Source organism: Patiriisocius marinus (assembly GCF_008974325.1).
In the GTDB taxonomy this organism is placed as follows: domain Bacteria; phylum Bacteroidota; class Bacteroidia; order Flavobacteriales; family Flavobacteriaceae; genus Patiriisocius; species Patiriisocius marinus.
In genome coordinates this window covers 843,803-858,949 of the sequence record NZ_BKCG01000001.1, presented here as the reverse complement: position 1 = coordinate 858,949, position 15,147 = coordinate 843,803, and the positions used below count along the sequence as shown (strand labels likewise).

General features: G+C 30.6%; 18 protein-coding genes and 1 tRNA gene. 8 read left to right on the top strand and 11 right to left on the bottom strand.

Annotation, left to right across the window (positions count from 1 at the left end):
• A complete protein-coding gene (locus GBH57_RS03795; protein WP_151672717.1) occupies positions 1–681 on the bottom strand; it encodes an outer membrane beta-barrel protein in 681 nt (226 codons plus the stop codon).
• 72 nt (positions 682–753) lie between these two features.
• Here GBH57_RS03795 and GBH57_RS03790 point away from each other — a divergent pair, with 72 nt between their 5' ends.
• Positions 754–1,755 (top strand): SPFH domain-containing protein, encoded by a 1,002-nt coding sequence (locus GBH57_RS03790; protein WP_151672716.1) that lies wholly within the window; start codon positions 754–756, stop codon positions 1,753–1,755.
• A gap of 84 nt (positions 1,756–1,839) precedes the next feature.
• Here the strand turns inward: GBH57_RS03790 and GBH57_RS03785 are convergent, their stop codons facing one another.
• The 4 genes from GBH57_RS03785 to GBH57_RS03770 all read right to left on the bottom strand — a co-directional run bounded on the left by GBH57_RS03785 (position 1,840) and on the right by GBH57_RS03770 (position 4,785).
• Positions 1,840–2,103 carry a DUF6327 family protein gene (locus GBH57_RS03785; protein WP_151672715.1) on the bottom strand — a complete coding sequence of 88 codons (264 nt, stop codon included), beginning with the start codon at positions 2,101–2,103 and terminating at the stop codon, positions 1,840–1,842.
• On the bottom strand, positions 2,100–2,528 hold the full coding sequence (locus tag GBH57_RS03780; RefSeq protein ID WP_151672714.1) for a phage holin family protein: 429 nt from the start codon (positions 2,526–2,528) through the stop codon (positions 2,100–2,102). The genes GBH57_RS03785 and GBH57_RS03780 overlap by 4 nt, the downstream gene beginning before the upstream one ends.
• Position 2,529: 1 nt before the next feature.
• Entirely contained in the window at positions 2,530–2,907 is a 378-nt protein-coding gene (locus GBH57_RS03775; RefSeq protein ID WP_151672713.1) for a YtxH domain-containing protein, read from the bottom strand.
• 198 nt (positions 2,908–3,105) lie between these two features.
• Entirely contained in the window at positions 3,106–4,785 is a 1,680-nt protein-coding gene (locus GBH57_RS03770; RefSeq protein WP_151672712.1) for a glutamine--tRNA ligase/YqeY domain fusion protein, read from the bottom strand.
• 170 nt (positions 4,786–4,955) lie between these two features.
• On the opposite strand from GBH57_RS03770, the gene folB reads away from it, so the two are divergent.
• On the top strand, positions 4,956–5,309 hold the full coding sequence (folB, locus tag GBH57_RS03765) for a dihydroneopterin aldolase (RefSeq protein WP_151672711.1): 354 nt from the start codon (positions 4,956–4,958) through the stop codon (positions 5,307–5,309).
• A 145-nt stretch (positions 5,310–5,454) separates the two neighbouring features.
• A tRNA-Cys gene (locus tag GBH57_RS03760) sits at positions 5,455–5,525 on the top strand.
• Positions 5,526–5,596: 71 nt separating this feature from the next.
• Here GBH57_RS03760 and GBH57_RS03755 read toward each other — a convergent pair.
• From GBH57_RS03755 to rnr, 3 genes are all read right to left on the bottom strand, one after another.
• Entirely contained in the window at positions 5,597–6,310 is a 714-nt protein-coding gene (locus GBH57_RS03755) for a LysE family translocator (protein WP_151672710.1), read from the bottom strand.
• 172 nt (positions 6,311–6,482) lie between these two features.
• Positions 6,483–7,157: a head GIN domain-containing protein gene (locus GBH57_RS03750; RefSeq protein ID WP_151672709.1), complete on the bottom strand. Its 675-nt coding sequence runs from the start codon at positions 7,155–7,157 to the stop codon at positions 6,483–6,485.
• A gap of 58 nt (positions 7,158–7,215) precedes the next feature.
• The gene (gene rnr / locus GBH57_RS03745) at positions 7,216–9,420 is read right to left on the bottom strand and encodes a ribonuclease R (protein WP_151672708.1); all 2,205 of its coding nucleotides are present in this window, start codon (positions 9,418–9,420) and stop codon (positions 7,216–7,218) included.
• A 143-nt stretch (positions 9,421–9,563) separates the two neighbouring features.
• Here rnr and GBH57_RS03740 point away from each other — a divergent pair, with 143 nt between their 5' ends.
• The 5 genes from GBH57_RS03740 (at position 9,564) to GBH57_RS03720 (ending at position 12,887) form a co-directional block, all read left to right on the top strand.
• Entirely contained in the window at positions 9,564–9,935 is a 372-nt protein-coding gene (locus tag GBH57_RS03740; RefSeq protein ID WP_151672707.1) for a VOC family protein, read from the top strand.
• Positions 9,936–9,945: 10 nt separating this feature from the next.
• Entirely contained in the window at positions 9,946–10,185 is a 240-nt protein-coding gene (locus GBH57_RS03735) for a putative signal transducing protein (RefSeq protein WP_151672706.1), read from the top strand.
• A 742-nt stretch (positions 10,186–10,927) separates the two neighbouring features.
• On the top strand, positions 10,928–11,356 hold the full coding sequence (gene rpiB, locus GBH57_RS03730) for a ribose 5-phosphate isomerase B (RefSeq protein ID WP_151672705.1): 429 nt from the start codon (positions 10,928–10,930) through the stop codon (positions 11,354–11,356).
• A 142-nt stretch (positions 11,357–11,498) separates the two neighbouring features.
• The gene (locus GBH57_RS03725; RefSeq protein ID WP_151672704.1) at positions 11,499–12,416 is read left to right on the top strand and encodes a cation diffusion facilitator family transporter; all 918 of its coding nucleotides are present in this window, start codon (positions 11,499–11,501) and stop codon (positions 12,414–12,416) included.
• A gap of 30 nt (positions 12,417–12,446) precedes the next feature.
• Positions 12,447–12,887 (top strand): GNAT family N-acetyltransferase, encoded by a 441-nt coding sequence (locus tag GBH57_RS03720; protein ID WP_151672703.1) that lies wholly within the window; start codon positions 12,447–12,449, stop codon positions 12,885–12,887.
• A 60-nt stretch (positions 12,888–12,947) separates the two neighbouring features.
• Here the strand turns inward: GBH57_RS03720 and GBH57_RS03715 are convergent, their stop codons facing one another.
• The 3 genes from GBH57_RS03715 to GBH57_RS03705 all read right to left on the bottom strand — a co-directional run bounded on the left by GBH57_RS03715 (position 12,948) and on the right by GBH57_RS03705 (position 15,070).
• Entirely contained in the window at positions 12,948–14,000 is a 1,053-nt protein-coding gene (locus tag GBH57_RS03715) for an Omp28-related outer membrane protein (RefSeq protein WP_151672702.1), read from the bottom strand.
• Positions 14,001–14,021: 21 nt separating this feature from the next.
• Complete coding sequence (locus tag GBH57_RS03710) at positions 14,022–14,672, bottom strand: Omp28-related outer membrane protein (protein WP_151672701.1); 651 nt, start codon at positions 14,670–14,672, stop codon at positions 14,022–14,024.
• A 71-nt stretch (positions 14,673–14,743) separates the two neighbouring features.
• Positions 14,744–15,070, bottom strand: coding sequence for a hypothetical protein (locus tag GBH57_RS03705; RefSeq protein ID WP_151672700.1), 327 nt, complete (start codon positions 15,068–15,070; stop codon positions 14,744–14,746).
• Positions 15,071–15,147 lie beyond the last annotated feature (77 nt).

Below are 15,147 nucleotides of genomic sequence, written 5' to 3'. Positions count from 1 at the left end.
TTAAAAATAGATTATACCAGCTACTGTAATGGTACTGGTATAACCTTTAAAATCTGTGTTTTCTAAATTTTGATCATTTAGGCCACCTAGTATATTAGTAAGTCCGTATTGATAGTTAATGTTTAGTCTTACATTTTCATGACCTCCAGTAATACCTGCTAATATTGCTGCATTAATAGTATTGATATTTTGGATTTCTTCAGCTGTTGTTAAAGCGTATCCTTCTACTATATAATCTTTAAAACGATCATCATCAAGTTTCATTTTTCCGTTAATCATAAGCATTGGCCCAAGTTCAACAGATAAATTGTGCTTGATAATATTATAGCTTGCAAGTAGGTTAATTTGTGCCCCTATAATATTATACGTTAATGTTTGTGTTTCAGGACAATCGAGTATTCCACAAGGTAAGCCTGCTTTAATACCTATGTTATTGCTAATAAAATTAATACCATAAATAAGATCAAAATTATTTCTGTAAGAGCCTCTTGTTGTAAAACCTCCTTGAAAACTACCTTGACTTTCGGTTTGTAAGTCATTTGTACTAATGTCAAAAATGCTATAACCAGCCTGTAATCCTAATCTATTATAGTCACCTCCTCTACTTCCTCCGCGCTGAGCAAAAGCTGTAACGCTTATTAATAGTACGATTGTAACAAAAATTGATTTTTTATGACTCATTTATAACTATTTTTAGTGATGCTAAAGTAGCTTTAATTTTGTATATTAACACTAAACCTTAAACAAAACACTATGGGCGGATATCTCTTTTTTATTCCATTATTTCTATTTGGACTTTTTATTCTTTTCTCGGGAATATTTACTGTTAAACAACAAACAGCTGCAGTTATTGAGCGATTTGGAAAATTTTTCAGAACACGACAATCGGGATTACAATTTAAAATTCCTGGAGTAGATCGTATTGCGGGACGTATTAATTTAAAGGTACAACAGCTTGATGTATTAGTAGAAACTAAAACTAAAGATGACGTATTTGTTCGACTTAAAATTTCAGTACAATTTCAAGTTATTAAAGAAAAAGTCTATGACGCGTTTTACAAGCTTGAAAATCCACATGACCAAATAACTAGTTATGTTTTTGACGTAGTGCGTGCAGAGGTGCCTAAAATGAAGTTAGATGACGTGTTTGAACGTAAAGATGACGTTGCCATTGCGGTTAAAATGGAATTAAATGAAGCAATGATTAATTATGGATATGATATTATTAAAACATTAGTAACTGATATCGATCCAGATGTACAAGTAAAAGCTGCTATGAACCGTATTAATGCTGCTGAACGTGAAAAAGTCGCTGCAGAATATGAAGCTGAAGCTGAACGTATTAAAATTGTAGCTAAAGCACGTGCTGAGGCTGAGAGCAAGCGTTTACAAGGGCAAGGTATTGCAGACCAACGTAGAGAAATTGCACGCGGACTTGAAGAAAGTGTTGATGTTTTAAACAACGTAGGTATCAACTCGCAAGAAGCTTCTGCTTTAATTGTAGTAACACAACACTATGATACTCTACAATCCATTGGAGAAGAAACAAATAGTAATTTAATTTTATTACCTAACTCTCCTCAATCTGGAAGTAATATGTTAAATGATATGATTGCTAGTTTTGTTGCAAGTAACCAAATAGGTGAAGAAATGAAAAAAACTAATGCAGCTAAAGGCATTACAAACAAACGTAAAAAACGTACTCCTCCTCCTACTGAATCTATGTATGATGATGAATATGGAACAGAAGAATAACGTTTTTTCTAAATACTACTCTTTGAGAAAGCAAGAAGCCCAACAGACGAATGTTTGTTGGGCTTTTTTGATATTAAAATAATGTTATTTTTTCTTTTTTTTCTTATCAAAACTTGACATCAGCTTTGAAACACCAAAACTTGCTACAGGCGCTAGTAATTTTAAGACTAGACTACTTGTTGCTACTCCACCTAAAACACTGCCAAACAATTTAGAAGGTGTTACGCTATCTTTAACATGGTTGTAGCTTAATTTAAGCTCTTCTTTGCTAATTTCAGACATTAACTGTAACCGTTTTAAATCACGGTCAATTTCTTCAAATGATGTATAAGGTTTATTTTTGTTCATGGTAGCTGATCAATTTTAGTATCACTAACCTTAGAGACTCCTGTATTATCTTGTGTCATAGTATCGGAAAACTCTTCTTCATCAGCAATTAAATCTGAAAATTTAGAAAGCATTGCCTTAACAATATATTTCTTTCCAAAAATAGCGATTAGTATTAAAACGATTAAATAGAATCCAGCAACAATAAAAAATCCTGCTGATGGAAAACCTATCATACGGCTAATCATTAATGCTATACCAACTGACACGAAAGCTAAAAATAATAAACCAATACTTCCTAGCACAAGCATACTTACTAGTGAAGTAGTAAACTTCATAGAAGATTTAAAAAGACGCAGCTTATAATATTCTGCTGTATTTTCTAAATATTCCTGTGTTTTCTCTCCGCTAATTTTAATATTTTCTGAAAGTGCTTTAAAAGCCATATTATACTGTTGCTTTTTTAGCTGCTGTATCAGCTTGTGCCTTCTTAGTATCTAATTGTAATTTTGCATTCTGAGCTCTTAACTTTTCAAGTTTACTTTCTAAAGCAGTTAAAACATCGTCAGCTTTATAGCTAGCAGAAGATATTGCTCCTTCGAGTTTTTGTTCTAAAGTTAACTTAGTATCCTTTGCCGTTGTAGCTAAAGCTTCTTGAGTTTCCTTTAATTGTTTATTTAGTTTCTTTTGAGCTTTAGCAGTCTCTTTTGAAATCTTTTTACGAGTATTTTTTCCTTGATCTGGAGCATATAAAATTCCTATTCCTGCTCCTATTGCTGCTCCAGTTAAAAGTGCTAATAACGTTGTTCCTGTATTTGATGCCATAATGATGTTTTTAAAAATTAATTAATGTAGTACCAAAGGTAGTTACAATGTTATAGTAGCCTTGTTAACAACCGGTTAATAGTTAGATTAAGATCTATAAAATTATCTTAAAAACAGCTATTTACTCTTAAATTATCTTAATTTTTTAGCCGAAATGTTAATTACTTTAAAATTTCGGCTTAATATTTTTATTTAAAATTAATCATCTAATTTAGCCCAAGAATCTCTCAAACCTACCGTTTTATTAAATACCATTTTATCAGCAGTGGTATCTTTATCAACAGTAAAATATCCTAAACGTTGAAATTGAACTTTATCTTCAACTTGTAATTCTTTTAGGCTAGGTTCTGCATATCCTGTAATTACTTCTAAGCTGTTAGGATTTACATATTCCATAAAATCTACCTCCTTATTAGCATCTGGTGCTGCTTCCGTAAATAAACGGTCATATAAGCGAACTTCTACTGGTAATGCGTCTTTAATAGAAACCCAGTGTAAAGTTCCTTTAACCTTACGCATAGAAGCTTCTGTACCGCTTCCACTACGACTATCTGGATCGTATGTACAATGGATTTCAATTACTTCCCCATTTTCATCTTTAATGCAGCTTTCTGCTTTAATGATATAAGCGTTTTTTAAACGAACCTCTTTACCAAGTTTTAAGCGGAAAAACTTTTTATTTGCTTCTTCTCTAAAGTCTTCTTTTTCAATATATAATTCTCTTGAAAAAGGCACTTTTCTAGAACCTGCAGCTTCATCTTCTTGATTATTTTCAGCATCAAGCCATTCAGTTTCGTTTTCTGGATAATTGGTAATTACCACTTTTACAGGATCAAGAACAGCCATTACACGGTCTGCTACTTTATTTAAATGATCGCGAACACTAAACTCTAATCTTGAAACATCAATTAGATTATCACGTTTCCCAACTCCTATTCCATCTGCAAAATTTCGAATAGACTCAGGCGTATAACCTCTTCTTCTCAATCCTGAAATAGTAGGCATTCTAGGATCATCCCACCCAGTTACTACACCATCTTCTACAAGCCTAGCTAGTTTTCTTTTACTAACAACGGTATGGCTTAAATTACGGCGAGCAAATTCTCTTTGTTTTGGTCTAAGAGTACCTTCTTCGTGAATTTGATCTAAAAACCAGTTATATAATTCTCTATGCGGTAGAAATTCTAAAGTACAGAATGAATGCGAAACACGCTCTATGTAATCACTTTCTCCATGAGTCCAATCATACATTGGGAAAATTTTCCAATCTGTTCCTGTACGATGATGCGATTTGTGAAGTGTTCTATAAATAACTGGATCTCTCATCAACATATTAGTTGATTTCATATCAATTTTAGCACGTAAAACGTGAGCTCCTTCTGGTGCTTCACCAGTTTTCATTTGCTCAAATAATGCTAAATTTTCTTGAATTGTTCTATCTCTAAAAGGGCTATTAACACCTTCTTTTGTAGGTGTTCCTTTTTGTTCTGCTATTGCTTCACTTGTTTGTGAATCTACATAAGCCTTACCTTCTTTTATTAAATATATAGCCCAATCATATAATTGTTGAAAATAATCACTTGCGTAACATTCCTTTTCCCATTTAAATCCTAACCATTGAACATCACTTTTAATTGCATCTACAAAACGCTGCTCTTCTTTAGCTGGGTTTGTATCATCAAAACGTAAATTAACAGGGGCATCATAGCGTAATCCAAGTCCAAAATTTAAACAAATTGAACTCGCATGACCTATGTGTAAAAACCCATTAGGTTCTGGTGGAAATCTAAAGCATAATGCATCTTTAGAATGTGTAGACTTTAAATCATCCTCAATGATTTGTTCTATAAAATTTAATGATTCTTTTTCTTCGCTCATGAGTGTTTCTTTTCTGAAATAGTAATTGTTTAATAATGGTTCTAACAGATTATCAACCCTTAAAATTTCGGCTAAAATATTATAACAAAGATACCTTTTCTTGTTAAAATCTAGTGAATTGAAAGCGGCAACTGCGAGTAAAATTTTATATTTACCAAAAGCATACAATTATGAGTAAAATTGAATTAAAAAATATACGCGTATTTGCTAACCATGGCTGTTTAACTGAAGAGGAAAAAATAGGTAGTGATTATTTAGTAAATCTTTCAGTAGATGCTAATTTACTTCACGCTGCGCAAACTGATGAATTAGAGGATACTGTTGATTATGTGTCTTTAAATAGTATTGTAAAGGAAGAAATGGCAAAACGCTCTAAACTTTTAGAGAATGTGGGATACCGTATTATTGAACGTATATTAAGTGAACATACAGAGGTTACTTATGTTACTGTCACTGTTTCTAAAATTAATCCACCTATAGGTGGAGATGTTGAGGCGGTTAGTGTTACAATGACTTCAGCCTAAGGAGTTACCGTACTTAAAAACATAGTTAGATTATATTAGATTTAAAAATGGTGTTGTTTTTTTGTTTATGTAGTGGTTAATCTTTTATATTTGCGCTCTGCAATATGTGCTATAGAAAGTAATTTCTTCATTTGTAGAATTTATTGGCATCTTGGCCGAGTGGCTAGGCAGAGGTCTGCAAAACCTTCTACAGCGGTTCGAATCCGCTAGATGCCTCAAAAAAACCTTCAGTTTACGCTGAAGGTTTTTTGTTTTTATATATGTCTTTAAAAAATGCGATACTATTTCTAATCAGGTATATCTAAAGTAGGAATAGGTTGTTCTACATTTTCTAATGGTACTGGAATTTTCTCTAATTCAGCATTCATTCTTTTAGGGAAAATACCTTGTACAAGCATTAATACTCCAAATCCAATTATAAAAATACTCACCCATTTTTTTGTTTTAACAGTAAAACGAGGTGTCATTTTATTTTTAAGTTTTTTTGCTAAGGCAATTTTTAAAATATCTACTGAAATAAATACCACAAGTACAGTACCTATAAAAAACCAAACTCCTCTTGGTGTTGATTTATGTGCATTTGCAAGAATGATCATTCCTACCCATCCAGCTAAAACTCCAAAGTTTACAAAATTTAAAAAGAATCCTTTAATAAAAAGACTTCCCAAGTTTTTTTTAACTTCAAGTGCGTGATGTTCTCTAACAATTTTGTAAAGATTTTTTGAAGTTTGCATGTAGGATATTATACCATACGTAACTAAGATTCCACCTCCAAAAATCAATAAAGCAGGATCATCCTTTACTCTATCAAGTAGTTTAGTGGTACTAAAATAAGCTATTAAAATAAATATAATATCTGCAAAAATTGCTCCTGCATCAAATGCTATTCCAGCTCTAAAACCTTTTGTAATACTTGTTTCAATTAAAGTAAAAAATACTGGTCCCACGGCAAAAGCCATGAAAAAACCATAAAATGCTGCAAAAAGAAATCCGTCAAACATAGAGCCGTAAAGGTACAAAACCTTTTTTTTATCGCTACCAATAGCTAAATACGATGTAGTATATTAATAGATATATCTATTAATGAAGCTTAAGTTGTTAAAGTAATATATAAAAAAACGAATGACAATTTAAGAATCATCATTCGTAGTTATATTTAGTAAAATAAATTACTTAGTTCATCATCTTAATTTTTCCACCAAGACGTTTTTTCTTTTTAACTTTTTTAGGGTTTCCGTATATAGTAATTGTTCCACCTGCAGTTACTTTTGCTTCGATATTTTCACTAACATTAACATCAGCAAAACCTCCTGCAGTAACATGTATTTCAGCTTGTAGTGATTTTAAATCTTTACCATTAAAACCTCCACCTGAATTAACTGTTACTTCTTGACTATTACTGGATCCAGTAATAGTTAATGAACTTCCAGAAACTGATTTAAAAATAGCCGATTCAGTATCTATTTCAACGTGAACTTCGCCACCTTCTTGACCTTTGATAGTAATACTTTCTTGTCTTAAAGTATTTTCAGATGTTATTATAGCTCCTTCATTAGCATCAATAATTTCAAGATTAGTATAATATACTTTAACATTAGTATCATTACCATTAAATCTAGTTTTAGTCATCATTCTAATTTTAAGAACACCATCATCAGTAAGTATTTTTACTTCATCGATGTTAGCACCAGTGACAACTACTTGATTTTTTTCAGCTTTAATTAATTCTACTTCAATTAAATCAAATACCTTAATTTCTTTAAATTCAGGTATATTTTCTTCTATACGATTTTGTGCAAAAGTTACTGCAGTTATCAACAGTACTATTGCTAAAGCTACCTTTTTCATAAAAATTTATTTTATTTAAAAATTATATTTTCAAAAAACGTTCCAAAACAAAAAGTTGTTAACTTTCTTTATTATGACCTAGCATTGTAAAATCTAAATGTTTTTTAACAAGGTCTGCATTTTTTACTTTAACATAAATTTCATCACCCAGTGTATATGTAGTATTAGATTTACGGCCTACAACAGCATAATCCTCTTTGATAAACTCGTATTGATCATCGCGCATATCTTGGATTCGTACCATTCCTTCACATTTATTACTTACTATTTCAACATAAATTCCCCATTCTGTAACACCACTAATAACTCCTAAGAATTCTTCATTCTCGTGATCTTTCATGTATTTAATTTGCATATACTTAATACTATCACGCTCTGCACTAGATGCTAAATTTTCCATATCACTAGAGTGTTGACAACGTTCTTCGTACGTGTCTGCTTTTGCGCTGTCTTTATTATCTAAATAGCGTTGTAGTAATCGATGTACCATTACATCTGGATATCTACGTATAGGCGAAGTAAAGTGGGTGTAATAGTCAAATGCAAGACCGTAATGGCCTATATTATTTGTGGTGTACACCGCTTTACTCATACTTCTAATTGCAAGGGTATCAATTAAGTTTTGTTCTTTTTTACCGTTTACGTCTTTCAATAATTTATTCATTGATTGAGCTGTAGACTTTTTATCCTTTGTATCAAGTTTATAACCAAATTGCTTAATGATATTTTCTAATGCTGAAATTTTCTCGTCATCCGGTTCATCGTGAACTCTGTATACGAATGTTTTCTTTTGTTTACCAATGTATTCGGCTACACTACGGTTAGCTAAAAGCATAAATTCTTCAATTAGCTTATTAGCATCTTTACTTTCTTTAAAATAAACTCCAGCTGGATTATTATGTTCATCTAACTTGAATTTTACTTCTACTTTATCAAACGAAATTGCACCATTATTCATTCTTGCGGAACGCATAATTTTAGCAAGACGATCCATTTCAATTATAGCTTTCGCAATTGGCACATCAACATCATATTGTTTATCAGTTATTGAAATTTCAGCAGGAATAGTTGTGTTTATTTCTTTTGTTGCTTGGTAATTTTCAATAATTTCCTGTGCTTCTTCATAAGCAAAACGAGCATCTGAATAGGTAACTGTTCTACCAAACCATTGGTTTACAATTTGAGCTTTAGAATTCATTTCGAAAACTGCTGAAAATGTATATTTTTCTTCATGTGGACGTAGTGAACAAGCACCGTTTGAAAGTACTTCAGGTAACATAGGTACTACTCTATCAACTAAATATACTGAAGTTGCACGCTCATAAGCTTCATCGTCGAGTAGTGTTCCAATTTTTAAATAATGAGAAACATCTGCAATATGAATTCCTATTTCGTAATTACCATTTTCTAGTGTTGTAAAAGATAATGCATCATCAAAATCCTTAGCATCTTTTGGGTCAATGGTAAAGGTTAAATCTTTACGCATATCTCTACGCTTTGCAATTTCGTCTGGTTGAATACTAGTGTCTAGCGTATTAGCATATTCTTCTACTTCAATAGGAAACTCATATGGTAAACCATATTGTGCTAAAATTGCGTGTATTTCAGTATTATGCTCGCCAGGCATTCCAAGGCGTTTTATAACCTTTCCGTAAGGGGAGTCAGCTTTTTCTGGCCAATCTTCCATTTCAACAAGAACCATTTCGCCTTGTTCAGCTCCATTAATTTTTGCTTTTGGAACAAATATGTCAACGTGCATTTTATGGTCTGTCATAGACACAAAAGCAAAGTTTTCGTGTATATCAATAGTACCTACAAATTCGGTTTTCTTACGTTCTATAATTCTAGTAATTTCACCTTCAGTTTTACCACCTTTACGACGTTTAAATACATAAACTTCCACAGTATCACCGTGTAAAGCTTTGTTTAAATTTTTACTTTTTACATAAATATCTTCCTCAAGATCATCTGTAATTATGTAACCTTGGCCACGTCCAGCCATATCTACACGACCTGTGTAATAGTTTTTTGATGGCGTAATTATATATTTTCCACGATCCACTTCTTGGATAGTTTGTTCTACTTGTAATTGTTTCAATTTTTTAATAATCTGATTGCGGCTGTTAGCATCGTCAAGATTCAATTTTGCTGCAATTTGTTTGTAATTATGAGGTTTAGAATGATCTTTTCGTAAAATAGAAAGTATATTTTGTGAAAGATTATCAATCTTTTTAGGTCCTCGTTTCTTATATTTTTGTGACATTTTTAATCTGTTATTGTGTAAAAGTAGTTGTAATAAATTGCTAATAGTCCTTATTTTGTAAAGTTTTAAGATTGTGAACTTTAGCGCCTACAATTTATGTTTATTTAATCTGTATCTTTATTATTTAACATTAAGAAATTACTATGAAATTAGGAGCTTTTTCAATAAGTCTAGCAGTTAAAGATATTAAGGTATCAAAGTCATTTTATGAAACCTTAGGATTTTCTGTATTTGCTGGTGATTTAGAACGGAAATATTTAATAATGAAAAATGAAGATTCTTTAATTGGACTGTTTCAAGGGATGTTTGAGAATAACATTTTAACCTTCAATCCAGGATGGGATGTTGATGCAAAGGTATTAGAAAAATTTGACGATGTAAGAAAAATACAAAAATCTTTAAAAAATAAAGGTATAGAAATAGAAACGGAAGCTGATGAAAATAGCTCAGGACCAGCTAGTTTAGTTGTATTAGATCCTGATGGAAATGTTATTTTAATTGATCAACATATTTAATAAATTACTAGTGAAAGACTTCAAAACCATCGCTATTTTCACTTTTCAAAGTGAATATACGGTTCTTCAACATTTGTTGGAACAGGCAAACTTACGTTATGTTTTTCAAAATGAAATGATGATAAGCGTTCTTCAATTTCATAGTAACGCGGTTGGAGGAATTCGATTAAGAGTTCACATAAATGATATTGAAAAAGCGAAAATTATTATCAATTCATTAGAAGATAATAGTCATTTAAGTGTTGTTTAATTTGTTTTTTTTAAACCAATAATTTTCTTCTAATACATAATAAATTTCCTCAATTAATGGAATTTTAAAAATTGAGTGTTTCAGAAATTTTAAGGTTCCTTTTTTCTTTTAAGACTTTTTAAATACGTCATATTTCAGAGTAAAAAAAAAGGAAAATTGATAGTTATCCCTGTTATCAACAACTATATATATAACATCTTTTCTTTTTTAAAAATTTAAAATAAAAATGATAGTCATGATAGCTTGTTAACATGTAGCATAACTTTATAGCACAAGTGTTGTTTTAATAGTTGTAGTTTGTTTTGTGTAGGTTATTAACAAGATATCATTAATTTTATCTCTTGAAATTTAACAGTTTAAGTAGTACTGTTAACAATTGTTGATAAGGTGAATTAACAAGGTTTTTTTAATAAAAATTTTATTTTTTCTTGTTTGAAAACTCACTTTTTTATCTAATAACTCACCTATAAATAGTAAAGTTATATTCAGGTATTTCGATTTAATTATGGATATGAACTATTCAAATCACTTATGCAACTTTTTCTATCCTTTTCTAACTTATAAATATAAACATAGTTGTTAACTAAAATGTTAATTAAATGTTATGTGTTGATTAATTGTATTTTATGAAAAAAGTAAGCTTATATTATGCACTTTTGATGTAATTATACATCTGTAAACTTGATTACCTTTGTATAAAATTACTAATCATTAAAAACACCCTTTTTTTGGGAATATTAAAATGAAAATAGCCATAGGAAACGACCACGCAGGACCAGATTATAAATTTGCCATTGTAAAATATCTTGAAGCGCAAGGCCTTGAAGTTATTAATTATGGAACTGACACTTTAGATAGTGTTGATTATCCAGATTTTGCTAATCCAGTTGCAAAGGCAGTTAACGACGGTGAAGTACCTCACGGAATTCTTATCTGTGGTAGTGCTAATGGTGTTGCAATGACGGCTAATAAATATCCTAAAGTTAGAGCAGGAATTTGCTGGACTAATGAAATTGTTGAACTTATTCGTTTACATAACGATGCTAATATATTATGTATTCCGGCAAGATTTACATCAATTCCACAAGCTGTAAAAATGGTTGAAACATATTTAAATACTGATTTTGAAGGAGGTAGACATCAAAATCGTATAGATAAAATTTGTATGTAATACTCCAATAATTAAATATATAAAGGGTCAAAAGTTAACTATTATTTTAGCTTTTGATCCTTATTTTTTATATAATATATGCGAGTTTTACTACCGTAAATTTCTCCTATTTAAGTAATTTTATAGTAAATAAAAATCTTTCTTGTCACACAATCACTCACATAGTCATACACACGACCACCCAGATTTAAAGGGTAAAAAATTGCTTCTATCAATTCTTTTAAACATTGCTATTACTGTGGCACAAGTAATAGGTGGTTTAATTTCTGGTAGTTTGTCACTATTGAGTGATGCACTACATAATTTCAGTGATGTTCTATCATTAATTGTAAGTTATATTGCCGATTTATATTCAAAAAAAGAGGCTTCTTTTGAGCGTACTTTTGGGTATAAAAGAGCTGAAATTATAGCAGCATTTATAAATGCACTTTCATTAATAATTGTAGCTATTTATTTAGTGTACGAAGCGGTACAAAGGTTTTTAGATCCTCAAGAAATTGAGAGTTCTATTGTAATTTGGTTAGCATTATTAGGTATTCTTGCAAACGGATTTAGTGTTTTATTACTTCGAAAAGAGGCAAATAATAATATGAATATGCGTTCGGCATATTTACATTTACTAACTGATATGTCTGCTTCAGTTGCTGTGTTAATTGGTGGACTATTAATGAAATATTATAATTGGTTTTGGGTAGATAGTGTATTGACAGTTTTAATAGCTATTTATTTAGTGATTATGGGATATCAACTTTTAAAAGAAAGCTTTAAAGTATTAATGCTTTTTACTCCAGATCATCTTAATTTATCTGAAATTAGCGAGAAAATACAAACAGTTAATACTATTAAAAATGTTCATCATGTACACGTATGGCAACTTAATGAAAAGGAAATTCATCTAGAAGCTCACTTAGAATTTACAACCGATATCACTATTTCTCAATTTGATAAAATTTCCGAAGAAATAGAAGAACTCTTATATCATAGCTTTCAAATTAATCACGTTACGCTGCAACCTGAATTAAATAAAGATGATCCTAAAGAGTTAATTGTACAGGATTAATAATTATGCCAACTTTCAATACTTCAAACTATGGAAATTACTATAAAAACATTCGATGAATTAACACCAATAGAACTTCATAATGTACTACAATTACGCAGCGAAGTTTTTGTAGTAGAACAGGATTGTGTGTATCACGATATTGATGGTAAAGATTTTAAAGCGCTACATATAATAGGGCAGAAGGATGGTAAAGTTGTTGCATATTCAAGATGTTTTTCACCAGGTATTTATTTTGAACAAGCTGCAATAGGAAGAGTTGTGGTACCTAAAGATCAACGTGCTTTTGGTTATGGTCATGTAATAATGAAAGCTTCTTTAAAAGCTATTAAAGAGCATTATAAAACAGAAAACATCAAACTATCAGCTCAAGAGCATCTTAAAAAATTCTACGAAAGCCATGGGTTTTCACAAATAGGCGAGGGGTACCTTGAAGATGGTATTCCACATATTGCTATGGTAAAGGATTAATGATATAATTATCACTAATACGCTACAAATAAAAGAGAAATAGCTAATTAATATACTATTTTATTCAAACGCTACCTTAGTGTTAATGTTCGCTATTTGAGAGTTTATCGGAATAAAATCTTCCCCATTTGTTATATATGCTAACACTTTTAGATTTTCAGTATTATAATTGTTTGGAATATCAATCTCAAATTCTTTAGTAAAAGCAGTTAAAGCTGGTGTAAATTCCATGTAGTCTCCTAAAAAATTAGAGACCGATTTTCGGTAGAGATTATTATACTGAAAATTAGGAATAGGATCACCTTTTCCGAACCATTCACTTGCTTCATTGTTGTTGAGACTATTTTTTTGTGGTCCTATTACATTATCTTCAATTAAGTAAACAACTAATTTATACTCAAACATGTCTATCTCTGCAACAACATTGATTTCAATAGTTAATGATTGGTTATTAAGTATTGATGAAATGCCTACAGTACATGAAGAATCAATACCGTCAGCTTCAGTAACAAGATTTTCTATGTTATTGACTGAAAACCAACCATCTCTATTTATGTAAGCAGATGGAAAGGACGGATTTCCTAAATTATTATTCATATACCCAGCTTCTATAGTTGTTAAAGGATCAATATCGTCAGGGTTTATTCTAGTAGTTATCCAACTAATATTTATAATATTACTAGAATAAGTTTTAGCTTCTTTGAGATATGAATTTATTTTTGGGCTTTGGCCATGAGAACGATCCAATACCATATCAAGAAAAATTTTATTTTTGGGAATTATTATTTCAATATTTTGTGTTGGGGTTTGTGTAATCGTTCCTGCTAAATTGTATTCTGCAAATACTTCATAACTTCCAATATTTTGTGATGAAAAAACAGAACTTTCAATCATACTTCCATTAATATAAAATGTAGCTTCTTCTGAGAAATTTTCTCCGTTAGATCCTTCTAAAGACAAAGAAATTTCTTGACCTCTTAAGCCTTTATTAAATTCTAATTCTAGTTTAGCAGTATCGTTTATTATATAAATTGTGTCATCTGTTTTACAAGAAATAGAAACAGTCAATAATACTATTAACCCAATGCTTACTAATAGTTTTAAATTTTTCATATTAAAATAGATGTTTTAGGTTTATTCGAATTGTTTAAATTCGCCTACATGAGCCTCTTGAGCATTCATTGCTTTATTATCTTCGTCAGAAATAATAGCAACGATTACAATATTTTCCAATGTTATTTTTGTTGGGATGTCTACAGAATATTTTTTTTCGAATAGACTTAGAGCATTTATTTCAGGTAAAGAGTCTCCAAGAGCATCAGTTAAAGAAATTCTAAGTACATCGTTGTGAACAAAGTCTTCTATAATTGGACCTAAAACATACCATTCGCTTTCTGGATCTTCATTAAGATAGTTTACTTGTGGATAGACTAAACCATTTTCAAGTATAAAAATTGTAATTTTTTTATTTTGTAAATTTTCTTCTGAAATTAACGAGAGATCAATAGTAAGTTTTCTATTCTCAACTTGAGAATTAATAGATAGACTTATTGAAGTTTCCTTACCTGCAACTTCCATGACTTGGGGTGTAATATTATCTCTATCCCAAAATTCGTCTCTATTAATTACTCCTGTTGGAAATCCTAAAACCCCATAACTTTCCTTCAAATAAAAAGTTTCAAATATGGCGTATGGGTCACTTCCACTAAAAGCACTATTATCATGTAGTGCAACAGAAACAAGGTGAGGAGTAAATTCTTTTGCCTCTTTAATTAGACTTGTCATTAGCACACAAAATCCACACCAAGTACCGGTAAAATCTTCAATTAGAACTTTTCTCTTAGGAATAAAAATTTCTAGTTCTTGAGCAGTTGTAGTCGTTTCAACCCCCCTAAATTATATGTAGCATATACCTCGTGAGTGCCCTCTGTTGCTGAAGAAAATGTTGTGTTTGATATTAGATTTCCATCAACAAAAAATTTCGCTTGTGACGTAAAATCAGCATTTTCTTCACTTATTAAAGAAAAATTTACTTCTTGATTTCGAAGTGCTTTATTAGTGTCTAAAACTAAATATAAAGGTTCATTAATCGCAATATCACTATTGTCATCATGACTTTGACAGGAAAGTAGAAAAACACTTAAAAGACATAGTAGAATAAGAGGGAGATATAATTTTTTCATAACCAAATAATTTACATAAAGTTATGAAAATAATACTACAAAAAACAGTTTAAAAAGCATCTTGCTTTTTAAACTGT

Coding starts and splice junctions, on each gene's coding strand:
- GBH57_RS03790 (WP_151672716.1), top strand. CDS start 754: ATGGGCGGATATCTCTTTTTTATTCCATTATTTCTATTTGGACTTTTT.
- GBH57_RS03785 (WP_151672715.1), bottom strand. CDS start 2,103: ATGAACAAAAATAAACCTTATACATCATTTGAAGAAATTGACCGTGAT.
- GBH57_RS03770 (WP_151672712.1), bottom strand. CDS start 4,785: ATGAGCGAAGAAAAAGAATCATTAAATTTTATAGAACAAATCATTGAG.
- GBH57_RS03755 (WP_151672710.1), bottom strand. CDS start 6,310: ATGTTTGACGGATTTCTTTTTGCAGCATTTTATGGTTTTTTCATGGCT.
- folB (WP_151672711.1), top strand. CDS start 4,956: ATGAGTAAAATTGAATTAAAAAATATACGCGTATTTGCTAACCATGGC.
- GBH57_RS03705 (WP_151672700.1), bottom strand. CDS start 15,070: ATGAAAAAATTATATCTCCCTCTTATTCTACTATGTCTTTTAAGTGTT.
- rnr (WP_151672708.1), bottom strand. CDS start 9,420: ATGTCACAAAAATATAAGAAACGAGGACCTAAAAAGATTGATAATCTT.
- GBH57_RS03710 (WP_151672701.1), bottom strand. CDS start 14,672: ATGACAAGTCTAATTAAAGAGGCAAAAGAATTTACTCCTCACCTTGTT.
- GBH57_RS03740 (WP_151672707.1), top strand. CDS start 9,564: ATGAAATTAGGAGCTTTTTCAATAAGTCTAGCAGTTAAAGATATTAAG.
- GBH57_RS03795 (WP_151672717.1), bottom strand. CDS start 681: ATGAGTCATAAAAAATCAATTTTTGTTACAATCGTACTATTAATAAGC.
- GBH57_RS03750 (WP_151672709.1), bottom strand. CDS start 7,157: ATGAAAAAGGTAGCTTTAGCAATAGTACTGTTGATAACTGCAGTAACT.
- GBH57_RS03775 (WP_151672713.1), bottom strand. CDS start 2,907: ATGGCATCAAATACAGGAACAACGTTATTAGCACTTTTAACTGGAGCA.
- rpiB (WP_151672705.1), top strand. CDS start 10,928: ATGAAAATAGCCATAGGAAACGACCACGCAGGACCAGATTATAAATTT.
- GBH57_RS03720 (WP_151672703.1), top strand. CDS start 12,447: ATGGAAATTACTATAAAAACATTCGATGAATTAACACCAATAGAACTT.
- GBH57_RS03715 (WP_151672702.1), bottom strand. CDS start 14,000: ATGAAAAATTTAAAACTATTAGTAAGCATTGGGTTAATAGTATTATTG.
- GBH57_RS03780 (WP_151672714.1), bottom strand. CDS start 2,528: ATGGCTTTTAAAGCACTTTCAGAAAATATTAAAATTAGCGGAGAGAAA.